This window comes from Marivita sp., from assembly GCF_965656765.1.
In the GTDB taxonomy this organism is placed as follows: domain Bacteria; phylum Pseudomonadota; class Alphaproteobacteria; order Rhodobacterales; family Rhodobacteraceae; genus Marivita.
Map to the genome: position 1 here is coordinate 26,731 of NZ_CBFHLV010000026.1, position 12,067 is coordinate 38,797.

The 12,067-nt window shown below is 56.5% G+C and carries 15 protein-coding genes; 14 read left to right on the forward strand and 1 reads right to left on the reverse strand.

Annotated elements, in window-relative coordinates; translation table 11 throughout:
* The first annotated feature begins 7 nt into the window (after positions 1–7).
* The 10 genes from cyoE to ACTG4M_RS09315 all read left to right on the forward strand — a co-directional run bounded on the left by cyoE (position 8) and on the right by ACTG4M_RS09315 (position 8,954).
* The gene (cyoE, locus tag ACTG4M_RS09270; RefSeq protein WP_439123365.1) at positions 8–949 is read left to right on the forward strand and encodes a heme o synthase; all 942 of its coding nucleotides are present in this window, start codon (positions 8–10) and stop codon (positions 947–949) included.
* Positions 946–1,110 carry a hypothetical protein gene (locus ACTG4M_RS09275; RefSeq protein WP_439123366.1) on the forward strand — a complete coding sequence of 55 codons (165 nt, stop codon included), beginning with the start codon at positions 946–948 and terminating at the stop codon, positions 1,108–1,110. Before cyoE ends, ACTG4M_RS09275 begins: the two co-directional genes overlap by 4 nt.
* Entirely contained in the window at positions 1,107–1,694 is a 588-nt protein-coding gene (locus ACTG4M_RS09280) for a cytochrome c oxidase assembly protein (RefSeq protein ID WP_439123367.1), read from the forward strand. Before ACTG4M_RS09275 ends, ACTG4M_RS09280 begins: the two co-directional genes overlap by 4 nt.
* A gap of 22 nt (positions 1,695–1,716) precedes the next feature.
* On the forward strand, positions 1,717–2,517 hold the full coding sequence (locus ACTG4M_RS09285) for a cytochrome c oxidase subunit 3 (protein WP_439123368.1): 801 nt from the start codon (positions 1,717–1,719) through the stop codon (positions 2,515–2,517).
* Positions 2,518–2,619: 102 nt separating this feature from the next.
* A complete protein-coding gene (locus ACTG4M_RS09290) occupies positions 2,620–3,303 on the forward strand; it encodes an SURF1 family protein (RefSeq protein ID WP_439123369.1) in 684 nt (227 codons plus the stop codon).
* A 6-nt stretch (positions 3,304–3,309) separates the two neighbouring features.
* On the forward strand, positions 3,310–4,698 hold the full coding sequence (thrC, locus tag ACTG4M_RS09295) for a threonine synthase (protein ID WP_439123370.1): 1,389 nt from the start codon (positions 3,310–3,312) through the stop codon (positions 4,696–4,698).
* Positions 4,695–5,957: a M16 family metallopeptidase gene (locus ACTG4M_RS09300; RefSeq protein WP_439123371.1), complete on the forward strand. Its 1,263-nt coding sequence runs from the start codon at positions 4,695–4,697 to the stop codon at positions 5,955–5,957. Before thrC ends, ACTG4M_RS09300 begins: the two co-directional genes overlap by 4 nt.
* Complete coding sequence (locus ACTG4M_RS09305; protein ID WP_439123372.1) at positions 5,957–6,541, forward strand: GNAT family N-acetyltransferase; 585 nt, start codon at positions 5,957–5,959, stop codon at positions 6,539–6,541. The genes ACTG4M_RS09300 and ACTG4M_RS09305 overlap by 1 nt, the downstream gene beginning before the upstream one ends.
* 137 nt (positions 6,542–6,678) lie before the next feature.
* Positions 6,679–7,515 carry an MBL fold metallo-hydrolase gene (locus ACTG4M_RS09310; protein ID WP_439123373.1) on the forward strand — a complete coding sequence of 279 codons (837 nt, stop codon included), beginning with the start codon at positions 6,679–6,681 and terminating at the stop codon, positions 7,513–7,515.
* A 17-nt stretch (positions 7,516–7,532) separates the two neighbouring features.
* Positions 7,533–8,954 (forward strand): FAD-binding oxidoreductase, encoded by a 1,422-nt coding sequence (locus ACTG4M_RS09315; RefSeq protein ID WP_439123374.1) that lies wholly within the window; start codon positions 7,533–7,535, stop codon positions 8,952–8,954.
* Here ACTG4M_RS09315 and ACTG4M_RS09320 read toward each other — a convergent pair.
* Positions 8,946–9,755 carry a lytic transglycosylase domain-containing protein gene (locus ACTG4M_RS09320; protein WP_439123375.1) on the reverse strand — a complete coding sequence of 270 codons (810 nt, stop codon included), beginning with the start codon at positions 9,753–9,755 and terminating at the stop codon, positions 8,946–8,948. The genes ACTG4M_RS09315 and ACTG4M_RS09320 overlap by 9 nt on opposite strands.
* A 356-nt stretch (positions 9,756–10,111) precedes the next feature.
* Here ACTG4M_RS09320 and ACTG4M_RS09325 point away from each other — a divergent pair, with 356 nt between their 5' ends.
* The 4 genes from ACTG4M_RS09325 to cpaB all read left to right on the forward strand — a co-directional run.
* The gene (locus ACTG4M_RS09325) at positions 10,112–10,309 is read left to right on the forward strand and encodes a Flp family type IVb pilin (protein ID WP_439123376.1); all 198 of its coding nucleotides are present in this window, start codon (positions 10,112–10,114) and stop codon (positions 10,307–10,309) included.
* A gap of 295 nt (positions 10,310–10,604) precedes the next feature.
* Positions 10,605–10,802, forward strand: a complete 198-nt coding sequence (locus ACTG4M_RS09330) for a Flp family type IVb pilin (protein WP_439123377.1) — start codon at positions 10,605–10,607, stop codon at positions 10,800–10,802.
* Positions 10,803–10,886: 84 nt separating this feature from the next.
* Positions 10,887–11,072, forward strand: a complete 186-nt coding sequence (locus tag ACTG4M_RS09335; RefSeq protein ID WP_439123378.1) for a hypothetical protein — start codon at positions 10,887–10,889, stop codon at positions 11,070–11,072.
* Between the two features lie 207 nt (positions 11,073–11,279).
* Positions 11,280–12,067, forward strand: a 788-nt coding sequence (gene cpaB, locus ACTG4M_RS09340; RefSeq protein WP_439123379.1) for a Flp pilus assembly protein CpaB, incomplete at its 3' end; no start/stop codon positions are given.

Below are 12,067 nucleotides of genomic sequence, written 5' to 3' on the forward strand. Positions count from 1 at the left end.
AGAACACGTGACCGATACAAGCATCAACACACAGTCGCACAGCGCCGAGACTGACGCGCAGTTTAGCGATTACTACGCTCTTCTGAAGCCGCGAGTTATGACACTCGTCGTGTTCACAGCCTTTGTCGGGTTGCTGGCCGCTCCGAACGCTGTGCACCCGTTCATCGCCTTTTGTGCAATCCTGTTCATCGCCATCGGCGGCGGCGCGTCAGGCGCTTTAAACATGTGGTGGGATGCCGATATCGACGCAGTGATGAAACGCACACAGCGTCGTCCAATCCCTTCTGGCAAAGTCACTGGCGATGAAGCGCTGGCCATCGGACTCGCGCTGTCAGCGTTTTCAGTCGTGTTCCTTGGCCTCGCGACCAACTGGGTCGCGGCTGGGCTGCTGGCCTTTACCATCTTCTTTTATGTTGTGATCTACACGATGTGGCTTAAGCGGTGGACGCCGCAAAACATCGTCATCGGCGGTGCCGCAGGCGCGTTCCCTCCGATGATCGGCTGGGCCGCCGCAACCGGTGGCGTGAGCGTCGAGTCCGTGCTGATGTTCTGCCTGACATTCATGTGGACCCCGCCCCATTTCTGGGCGCTTGCGCTGTTTATGCGCAAAGATTACGACAATGCAGACGTGCCGATGCTGACCGTGACCCACGGTCGCCGCGCGACGCGCATTCACATTCTGGTCTACACGATCCTCCTTGCCATTCTGGCAGTTGCTGCTGGTTTCACGTCCATCGGCGGTCCGATCTACATCGCCACTTCCGTTGTACTGAACGTCATGTTCCTGCGCGGAGCGGTGCAGATTTGGCGTCGGGACGAAGATATGTCTGAGGAAGACAACTTCCTTGTGGAGCGCAAATTCTTCAAGCTGTCCCTGCTTTATCTCTTCGCCCATTTCGGCGCGATCCTGATCGAAGCTGGGCTCGACAAAATCGGGATATGGGCATGAGCCTGTCCAAACAGCATGAGCTTCATGAACGCCGTTATGGTCGCAACCTGGGTGTCGGTCTGGTTCTGGTTGGCCTGATTGCCATCGTGTTTGGGTTGACGGTCGTCAAAGTCACCCGCGGGGATTACGAGACCCCCGCCACACAATCGGTGAGCGAATGAAACAGCTTGATCCAAAGAAGAAAACGGCCCTTCAGGGCGTTGCCGTTGTCGTCTTTATGGGCGCGTTGGCGTGGGCATCAGTGCCCTTGTATGACTGGTTCTGCCGTGTGACCGGGTTTGGTGGCACGACTAATATCGCCGATGCGAGCAGCGTCGATATCATCGACCGCACCATCAAAGTTCGGTTCGATGCCTCACTTGAACGCGGTATGCCGTGGGAATTCAAACCCATGCAGCTCGAAGTCGAACTTCGTCTTGGCGAAGAGGGTCTGGCCTTTTACGAGGCCTATAACCCGACCGATCGCCCGATTGCCGGGACGGCCAGTTATAACGTGGCCCCTTTCGGCGCGGGCCTTTATTTCTCGAAAATCGCATGTTTCTGCTTTGAAGAGCAGATTCTGATGCCCGGGGAGCGGGTTGAGATGCCCGTCAGCTTCTTTGTCGATCCAGAAATCCTGACCGACGCGGATGCTAAATTCGCAAAACACATCACCCTGTCTTATACGTTCCACGAGATCGATCTGCCCGAAGAAACGCAGGCGATGCTCGACGCGGAACTGACCGACAGCGGTTCTCTGAACTAACGCCTAGCCACGAGGGACCAAAATGGCGCACGCAAAAGATCATGACTATCACATCCTGAACCCCTCCGTCTGGCCGTTTATCGGCGCGGTTGCGGGTTTCGTGATGCTATTCGGAGCCGTCCTGTGGATGCACGGGAACGGCCCTTGGATGTTCCTTATCGGGTTTGTCGGCGTTCTTTACGTCATGTTCGGCTGGTGGGCCGATGTGGTTGCCGAAAGCCATGTGGGTGATCATACCCCTGTTGTTCGGATCGGCCTGAAATACGGCTTCATCCTGTTCATCATGTCCGAAGTCATGTTTTTCGCTGCATGGTTCTGGAGCTTTTTCAAACACGCCTTGTACCCGATGGGCCCGGACAGCCCGTCCATCGACGGTGTCTGGCCGCCCGTGGGCATCGAAACGTTCGATCCGTGGCATCTGCCGCTGATCAACACTCTTATCCTGCTTTGCTCGGGTGCAGCGGCGACATGGGCTCACCACGCGCTTGTTCACGAAGACAACCGCGAAGATATGAAGTGGGGCTTGATCATTGCCATCGCACTTGGCGCGATCTTCACCGTGCTTCAGGTATATGAATACGGCCATGCGGGCTTTGGCTTTGCCGGAAACATCTATGGTGCCAACTTCTTTATGGCGACAGGTTTCCACGGTGCGCACGTTGTTATCGGGACGATCTTCCTGTTCGTGTGTCTGATCCGTCTGACCCGTGGTCACTTCACCCAAGACAAGCATATCGGCTTCGAAGCTGCGGCTTGGTACTGGCACTTTGTGGACGTTGTCTGGTTGTTCCTTTTTGCGGCCATTTACGTCTGGGGGCAGTAACCTGTCTCAGCTGTGGCGTTCCCGCTTGAATGGGACGTCCCAACAAGGATAAAGCAAGGCGCGCCAGATCGGCGCGCCTTTTTCACGCTCAGGAGCCATCCTTTGTCTCGTATCGCCCTGCCCCTTTTGACTGGCCTTATCGGCACCGCCATTTTGGTGTGGCTTGGCACATGGCAGATGCAGCGGCTTGAGTGGAAGCGGGAAATCCTGACCCAGATCGACAGCCGCATCGGAGGCGACCCGGCCCCCCTGCCCGCTACCGGCGACGCCGATCCAGAGACAGACCGCTATCAGCCTGTGCTGCTCAACGGTACAATTGAAGCGGACGAATTGTACGTTCTGGTGTCCCGTAAACGTGTTGGCGCCGGATACTTGGTTATCTCTCCTTTCGTGACACAAGACGGTCGCCGCATATTGGTGGATCGCGGGTTCATCCCTGTCGAGGATCGCGACGTAGACCGCAGCAGCGGTCCGAAAGAGATCAACGGCAACCTGCACTGGCCTGACGACCGGACATCCTCGACACCAGAGAATGATATCGCCGGCAACACATGGTTCGCTCGCGACGTTGCGGTGATGGCCGAAGAACTCGGCACAGAACCTCTGCTGGTGATTGCCCGCAACATGTCGCCGCCTGATCCGGGCGTGACACCTCTGCCGGTGGACACCAGCGGCATTCCGAACGATCACCTGCAATACGCGATCACTTGGTATTCGCTGGCCGTTGTGTGGCTGATCGGAACAATCGCGCTGGTATGGCGCTTGCGACAGACGAAGGAAGGCTGAAGCCTGATGCAGTATATCTCGACCCGTGGAAAAGCCCCAGCGCTTGGATTCGAAGACACGATGCTGTCGGGCCTGGCCCGCGATGGAGGTCTGTATGTGCCCGAGTCAATCCCGACGCTGAGTGCCGATGATATCCGCGCAATGCATGGTCAAAGCTATGAAGAGATAGCCTTTCGCGTGATGCGTCCCTTTGTCGGCGATGCATTCACAGACGAGGTCTTCGCGGACCTGATTGCAAAAGCATATGCCAGTTTCGGCCACGATGCCCGCGCGCCCTTGGTGCAGTTGGGATCAGGTCATTTCTTGCTGGAACTGTTTCACGGGCCGACGCTGGCTTTCAAAGACTTCGCCATGCAGTTGATTGGCCAGATGTTCCAAGAGGCACTTTCCCGCAGCGGCAAGCGCGTCACCATCGTTGGAGCAACCTCGGGTGATACAGGGTCCGCCGCGATCGAAGCGTTCCGTGGCTTGGACGCGGTGGATGTGTTCATCTTGTATCCGCATGGCCGCGTGTCCGAGGTACAGCGCCGCCAGATGACTACGCCGACTGAATCAAATGTCCATGCGTTTGCGCTGGACGGCGATTTTGACGACTGTCAGGCGCGGCTCAAGGACATGTTCAACCACTTCGAATTCCGCGACGAGGTCAAACTCGCCGGGGTGAATTCGATCAACTGGGGCCGGGTTTTGGCGCAGGTGGTTTATTACTTCTCGTCCGCCGTGTCTTTGGGGGCACCGGATCGTAAGGTCAGCTTTACCGTGCCGACCGGTAATTTCGGCGATATCTTTGCAGGTTATATCGCAAAGCGCATGGGTCTGCCCATCGACCGTTTGGTGGTTGCCACCAACCAGAACGACATCTTGCACCGTTGCCTAAGTACAGGCGGCTATGTCACAGACAGCGTCACCCCGTCGATCAGCCCGTCCATGGATATTCAGGTCAGCTCGAACTTCGAGCGCGCGCTGTTTGACGCTTATAATCGCGATGGCAATGCCGTTTCGCAGTTAATGGATGAGTTAAAGGCCGGCGGTTTCCACGTCAGCCAAGGCGCCATGCAGGTGTTGCGCGACCACTATGACAGCGGGCGCGTGTCCGAGGACGAAACGCTGGCGATGATCACCCATGCCAACAGCCACATGGGCGAACTGCTTTGCCCTCACTCTGCCATTGGTGTGCAAGTGGCCGAGGCAGTCAAAGACCCCAATGTGCCGATGATCACACTCGCCACAGCTCATCCCGCGAAATTCCCCGACGCCGTCGAAAAAGCCAGCGGCATTCGCCCGCCCCTGCCAAACCGGATGGTAGACCTGTTCGAGCGTTCGGAACGTGTAACGCAAGTTCCCAATGACCTAGACCAACTTGAAACCCTCATCAAAGATCGGATCGCCTCTTGACCGTCCAGACCACCACATTCCCCAACGGTTTTCGTGTTGTGACCGAGCATATGCCCGGTCTGGAAAGCGCCGCTATCGGCATTTGGGTGACCGCAGGTGGGCGTCATGAAAGGCCCGAACAGAACGGTATTGCGCACTTCCTCGAACATATGGCGTTCAAGGGCACCGAGACCCGCAGCGCGTTGCAGATCGCCGAGGCCATCGAAGATGTGGGCGGCTATATCAACGCATACACATCGCGCGAGGTGACAGCCTACTATGCGCGTGTGCTCCGCAAGGATGCCGGGCTCGCACTTGATGTCGTCGCGGATATCCTGCGCAATCCGGTGTTTGACCCGAAAGAGATCGAGGTCGAGCGTCACGTGATCCTGCAGGAAATCGGTCAGGCCGCAGACACGCCTGACGATATTATCTTCGACTGGTTGCAGGAAAAGGCGTACCCGGACCAACCCATTGGGCGCACCATCCTTGGTGAGACGGACCGCGTGTCCGGGTTCTCGAAAGACGATCTGGCGACGTTTGTCTCAGAACACTATGGCCCGGATCAGATGATCCTGTCAGCTGCCGGTGCCGTGAATCACGACGAGGTTGTCAAACAAGCCGAAGCACTTTTCGGAGACATGGAGTCCCGCCCGTTCCTGACCGCCGACGCGGCCCGGTTCCATGGTGGCGAAAGCCGCAAGGTCAAAGAACTCGAACAGGCGCATCTGGCGCTGGCATTTGAATCGCCGGGATACCGCGATCCGAATTTCTATGCGGCGCAGGTTTATTCTGTCGCTTTGGGTGGCGGCATGTCGAGCCGCCTGTTCCAGGAGATCCGCGAAAAGCGCGGTTTGTGCTATACGATCTTTGCCCAGACTGGAGCCTATTCCGACACTGGCATGACGACGATCTATGCCGGAACTAGCGGCGATGAGATCAAGGATCTGACCAACCTTACCATTGACGAGATGAAACGCGCTGCAGAGGATATGTCCCCGGCCGAGGTGGCCCGCGCCCGCGCGCAGATGAAAGCCGGTTTGCTGATGGGCTTGGAAAGCCCCTCGTCCCGGACAGAACGCCTGGCGCGGATGATTCAGATCTGGGGTGAGGTTCCGTCGCTCGAAGACACCGTGTCCCGCATCGACAGCGTGACCACCGGAGATGTGCGTGCTTTTGGCGAACATCTGGTGCGTCAAGCCCCAGCAGCGATGGCGCTATATGGTCCGGTGGGGGCCGCCCCTGACCTGTCCGCCTTGTCCCAACGACGCGCGGCCTGATGCTCAGTCTGCGGCGCAAGCTTCGGCTCGACACCGAGCGGATGGTGCTGCGCCCACCGATCCACAGCGATTTCACCCCGTGGAGCGCGCTACGGCGAGACAGCGAAGGGTTCCTGGCCAAATGGGAACCGAGCTGGGCCGAAGACCATTTAAGCCGGCGCGCCTTTACCAACCGGGTTTACTGGGCCAATCGCGCCATCGGCAACGGATCGGCTGTGCCACTGTTCCTCTTGCGGCGGGGCGACGACATGCTGCTCGGGGCGATCACTCTCGACAATATCCGGCGTGGCCCCGCGCAGGCAGGTACGCTGGGCTATTGGATCGGTGAGCCGTTTTCCCGGCAAGGCTACATGCGCGAAGCGATTGACGCAGTTGTCCACTATGCGTTCGACAGGCTTGATCTCAGCCGGATCGAGGCCGCGTGCCTACCCGAAAACAAAGCGTCGCGCGGGTTACTGGAAAAGGCCGGGTTCAAATATGAAGGTGTGGCCCAAAGCTATTTGCAGATCGACGGGCGGTGGCGCACCCACGTGCTATATGCGGCGCTGCGGCTGGATCGCCGTGGGCGCACCGATGCCGGCTAGCGCAAAAGCTTTTTGAACGACCTACAAACGCGGTTTCAAAACTGTGTCGAAAGCGCATTTGACCGCTCTTGTCCTTGTCGCACTTGTCCCTAGACCAATACAGCCCCTGCCCTATTTCTATTGCAGGAGGTGTCGAGATGCGTTTGAAAACACTCTGGATGGCGCTTGCCGTCATGATCATGGGCACTGCCGCATGGGCGCAAGAGACACGGCGTCCGAGTCATTGCCTGGCCATAGCCGATGCCACGCCAGGTGCTGCTTTTATTCAAAAGGCGTCTTGGACGAACCCGTTGCCGCAATATTCAGTGCGGATCAATTACGTGGCGCATGCCACCTTCTTATTGCAAACCCAAGGCGGTTTGAACGTTGCAACTGATTTCACTGGGTTTCTGGGCAATACCGCAATGATCCCAGATGTTGTGACGATGAACCACGCTCATGACACGCATTGGACTGCCAATCCCGACCCGGCCATCCCGCATGTCCTGCCCGGCTGGGGCCCGTTCGGTGAAGGCATTGACCATTACCTCGAACTGGATGAAATGCTGATCCGCAATGTGTCGACTGATATTCGTTCACAGTTCGGCGGTCAGGAAGACAACGGCAATTCGATCTTCATATTCGAGGTCGAAGGCCTGTGTATCGGACATCTGGGCCATCTGCACCACGAACCCAACGACCAGCAATATGCAGCAATCGGTCGTCTGGATGTGGTGATGGTGCCGGTGGATGGCGGTTACACCCTCCCGCGCGAGATGATGGTGCGCATCGTGGATCGGCTACGGTCAAGCGTGGTCATCCCGATGCATTGGTTCTCGGGATTTGCGCTCGAGGCGTTCCTCGAGGAAGTCCAGGACAGTTTTATCATCGACCGTCGCGACAGTTCATTCATCGAGTTGTCGTTGCGTGATCTTCCGTCGCGTCCTACGGTGGTGGTCCTGCGCCCCGAATGGTTACGGGACGCACAGGATTAACGCACTCGGAGAAACCTATGCCACGCGATTCTGCGGATAGCGGATTTATCGACGCTCTGTCGCATCACTTTCCTCCGGATATGTTCACCCAAGCTGAACAATCCTATCTTGAAGAGCCGCGTGGCCGGTTTCAGGGCGCACAGGGCTTTGTTGCCCGTCCCCGCAACACCCAAGAGGTCGCAGCACTGGTCAAAGCGTGTAACGACACGGGCGTCGGCATCGTGCCCTATGGTGGTGGCACTGGATTGGTCGGCGGTCAGATTGCGCCTGAGGGTGAACTGGAAACACCCCTGATCCTATCGCTTGAACGCATGACCCAAATCCGCGCAGTTTATCCACAGGAGAACGTGCTGATTGCAGATGCCGGTGCGATCCTTGCCAATATCCAAACGGCAGCATCCGAGGTCGATCGTCTGTTTCCGCTTTCGCTTGCATCAGAAGGGTCGGCGCGGATTGGCGGTTTGCTGGGCACAAATGCGGGCGGTGTGAATGTTTTACGTTATGGAAACACGCGCGATCTGTGTTTGGGGCTTGAAGCGGTCTTGCCGGACGGATCGATCTGGAACGGGTTGAAACGTCTGCGCAAGGACAATACCGGTTACGACCTGCGCAACCTGTTGATCGGGTCCGAGGGCACATTGGGCGTAATCACCGCCGCATCGCTCAAGCTTTTCCCGCGTCCAGCCAGTCTGGGTACGGCAGTTTTCGTGATCCGTGATGCCGAAGCAGCGCTTGAACTCTTGTCACTGGCGAAATCGCAACTTGGTGAAAGCATCAGTGCATTCGAGTTGATGCACAGAACCGGTTTGGACTTTCTTTCAAAGACCATGCCCGAAATTCGTAAGCCATTTGGCGACCATCATCCCGAATGGATGATCTTGATGGATATCGGTCTGCCCAAGGGTCTTGATCCGACCGAGGCATTAGAAACACTGTTCATGGCGGCGGAGGCCGAAGGCATTTCTTCGGACGCCGTGATCGCGCAATCCGAAGGTCAGCGCACTGAATTCTGGTCTGTGCGTGAACACATCCCCGAAGCAAACCGCAGGATTGGCGCTGTTTCTAGCCATGATGTGTCTGTGCCTTTGGGTGAGTTGCCCAACTTTATCGCACGGGCCCGGCAAGCCATCGCGCAAGTAGGCGATTTCAGGATCAACTGTTTTGGCCATGTTGGCGACGGCAACTTGCACTTCAACGTGTTCCCACCTGACGGCAAATCACGCGATCTGTTTCTAGATGAAACCAAACAGATCAAACGTCTTGTCCACGATATTGCATCCGATCTTGGCGGTACGTTCAGCGCCGAACATGGTGTAGGCCGGGCCAAGAAGGCGGACCTCGCGCGCTATGGCGATCCGGCTAAGCTCGCCGCGATGCGGGCCATTAAGGATGCACTTGACCCAAAGGGCATCATGAACCCCGGCGCCGTTCTATCGTGAGGCCACGCGGAACACGCAGCCATCGGTGACAAGCTGCGGCGGCGTCAGGCATAGCCCTTTCGCCGTCTGGAACGCCTGCAGCACTTTCGGAACATAAGCCCGGGTCTCAGCGTAGTCCGGTACGCCATTGTTCCTGACAACAGCGTTTTCGCCCGCGTTGTATCCGGCCAGAACCAAGATCACGTCGTTGTCGAACTTTTCCATCAGGAAATCGAGGAATGCGACACCACCTTTGATGTTTTGGGCCGGTACAAAGCTGTCGCTGACACCAAACCGTTCCGCCGTTGCTGGCATCAGCTGCATCAGCCCTTGCGCGCCAACCGAACTTTGGGCGTCTGCCCGCCCTGCCGATTCAATCGCGATCACAGCCAACGCCAAGGCAGGCGATACGCGGGTGCCAACCGTATGCAGCAGGATGTCCTTACCATGACGTTCCGCGATGGTCTGCAGATCCTGCAAACGCGGTGCGGCGATGCCCTGCCCTGCTGGCGGGTTCGACAAACGCACCAAAGCGGGTTCAAGCCGTCCTGGTCCCTTTGCGTCAATCGAAGGAGAGATATCGGTCCAGAACCAGGCCAGCGTTTCGCCGCCGGGTGCACGCGGTTGCGCCGCTTGCGCCGCCGGGGCAGATGGCAGGCTTGGGGCCTGAGGTGCGATTTGGACCGTGATCCGCTTCTTTGCACCAGATGATGGCGGCTTGACCCGCTTGGCGGAAAACTCTGGAAACGGAGGCGGCTCCGCTTTGGCATGATCCATGCAAAGCGATATGACGACAAGAGTCGCGGCAAACACTCGATTCATATGCAGGCTCCTGCTCGATGCCCGTTTTTGTTGATCTGAAGTATGACACAATCCCAGAGTCATGACCATTTCGTTTCGAGATCGGTGTCAATCCAACTCACAATTCAACTTTCGGAACCCCAAAAAACATCAAAATAAGAGAAAAAATGAAATTAAAATTATTTTCTTTCAGTAACTTAAGATTTTTTTGTTAACTTTTGAGGTAAGCTGCAAAATCGGACCAATGCTGTCAAACTGCTGCCCCAATCCGGCGACTATAACTGCTCATCCAAGACGGGATGGAGCGAAAGAGAGAGCGCTCAACACAAAGTCCTGAGCTTGGCCAACGTGAGCAAACTAGGACTATGGAGATCAAAATGATCAAATTCATCAAAAACTTCCGTAACGACGAAGACGGCGCCGTAACAGTTGACTGGGTCGTTCTGACCGCCGCTGTTGTTGGCCTTGCCATTGCTGCTTATGGCGCAATCCAGGAAAACACAGACGCTGTTCTGACATCCACAGGTGGCGCGGTTCTCGGCGCTCAGGACTGGCTGCCGGCAGCTGCTGACTAATTCGTTGATCTACTTCAACAGGAAAAGGCGCACTTTGGTGCGCCTTTTTTCTTGCCTGCTGCTAACCTGACAGCAAGGCAGCATTCGAGACCCATATTTTGACAATCCTTCCTCTTAATTCATTGTTATTATTTATTTTTACAACGCTGCAAAATCAGACCAATGCGGTCAAACTACTGCCCCAATCCGACGGCTATAACTGTTAATCTGAGACGGGATAGAGCGAAATAGAGAGCGCTCAACACAAAGTCCTGAGCTTGGTCAACGTGAGCAAACTAGGACTATGGAGATCAAAATGATCAAATTTATCAAGAACTTTCGTAACGACGAAGATGGTGCCGTAACAGTTGACTGGGTCGTTCTGACCGCAGCCGTTGTTGGCCTTGCCATCGCTGCTTATGCCGCGATCCAGGAAAATACAGACGCAGTTCTGACATCCACAGGCGGCGCCGTTCTCGGCGCGCAGGATTGGCTGCCGGCAGCTGCTGACTGAGACATTAATATCAAGCAACGGAAAAAGGCGCGCCTCGGTGCGCCTTTTTCTTGCCTGCTGTTCAGCTGACCCTGGGGAATAATTGTGAACCGCTTCTTTAAGACCTTTGCAAAAAACGAGGCCGGCGCCATCGCAATTGATTGGTTGCTCCTTACCGCAACTGCCATCGGGCTTGCGATTGGCGGGCTTTCCATGTTGCAGCACGAGTCCGCAACCGCGTCAGATGATCCGCACATCACGAAACCAAACAACACTGTAGCTGTCGACTGAGCATCAAACCGAGCTCCCACCCATTCCGACAATCTTTGGCGTGCCACGGCGCGCCTTTTTTGTTTGCGTAAGCCTTGATTTGCACGCGACTCCTCAGTTTCGCCACATTGTCCTCAACAGGCAGACACAATGACCGGTTAATCCCAGCTATTGAACCATGTTTCAGCACGCGGTCCGTGCATCAGCAGGAGCATGTAAGGAGGCAAAATGCGCATCGTCTTTGGACTTGTTCTAATCGCAGGTCTGGCCCTGGCCGGTTTCGCGGTTTACATGGCACAGAACTATATTGGCTCGTACCAAGCGGCACTTGAGCAGGAACGCAGCAAAGCGACGGACAGTGTGCCTGTCCAAGGCGTCTACGTCGCCACGCGCTTTATCGACTATGGCGAAATCATCGAAGAAGACGACATCGCGTTGCGGCCTTGGCCCAAGATGATCTTGCCAGAAGATTTTTATGATTTGGAAAATCCGCTGAATGCTGAAGGCGCAGAATTGCGGGTCGCCCTTCGCCCGATCGAAAAGCACGAGGCGATCATGGCCAGCAAAGTAAGCGAACCGGGCGCAGATGCCGGCCTGACATCGCGGCTTGCGCGCGGGCAGCGCGCCTTTGCCATTAAAGTTGACGTTGCCTCCGGCGTTTCGGGCTTCCTGCGCCCCTCTGACCGCGTTGATGTTTACTGGACAGGTCGGGTCAGGAACAATGAACCCGGTGCGCCCAATGGTGAAGTGACCAAGCTAATCGAAACCGGTGTAATGTTGATCGCGATTGACCAGACTTCACAGACGGAAAGCGCACAAACAACGATCGCGCGCACAGTAACTGTCGCCGCCAGCCCGCAACAGGTTGCTGCCTTGGCGCAGGCTCAGTCCACCGGTCGCCTGTCATTGTCGCTCATGGGGCGCAACGACGACACGGTCGCAGAAGTCATCGAAGTCGATCAACGGGCACTTTTGGGGCTTGGTGAGCGCCAGCAAGTCGAAATCCCGCAAGCAAA

Bases quoted from the DNA above. Each gene is read 5' to 3' on its own strand.
- ACTG4M_RS09280 (WP_439123367.1), top strand. From the start codon at position 1,107: ATGAAACAGCTTGATCCAAAGAAGAAAACGGCCCTTCAGGGCGTTGCC.
- ACTG4M_RS09305 (WP_439123372.1), top strand. From the start codon at position 5,957: ATGCTCAGTCTGCGGCGCAAGCTTCGGCTCGACACCGAGCGGATGGTG.
- ACTG4M_RS09275 (WP_439123366.1), top strand. From the start codon at position 946: ATGAGCCTGTCCAAACAGCATGAGCTTCATGAACGCCGTTATGGTCGC.
- ACTG4M_RS09315 (WP_439123374.1), top strand. From the start codon at position 7,533: ATGCCACGCGATTCTGCGGATAGCGGATTTATCGACGCTCTGTCGCAT.
- ACTG4M_RS09285 (WP_439123368.1), top strand. From the start codon at position 1,717: ATGGCGCACGCAAAAGATCATGACTATCACATCCTGAACCCCTCCGTC.
- thrC (WP_439123370.1), top strand. From the start codon at position 3,310: ATGCAGTATATCTCGACCCGTGGAAAAGCCCCAGCGCTTGGATTCGAA.
- ACTG4M_RS09320 (WP_439123375.1), bottom strand. From the start codon at position 9,755: ATGAATCGAGTGTTTGCCGCGACTCTTGTCGTCATATCGCTTTGCATG.
- ACTG4M_RS09310 (WP_439123373.1), top strand. From the start codon at position 6,679: ATGCGTTTGAAAACACTCTGGATGGCGCTTGCCGTCATGATCATGGGC.
- ACTG4M_RS09330 (WP_439123377.1), top strand. From the start codon at position 10,605: ATGATCAAATTTATCAAGAACTTTCGTAACGACGAAGATGGTGCCGTA.
- ACTG4M_RS09325 (WP_439123376.1), top strand. From the start codon at position 10,112: ATGATCAAATTCATCAAAAACTTCCGTAACGACGAAGACGGCGCCGTA.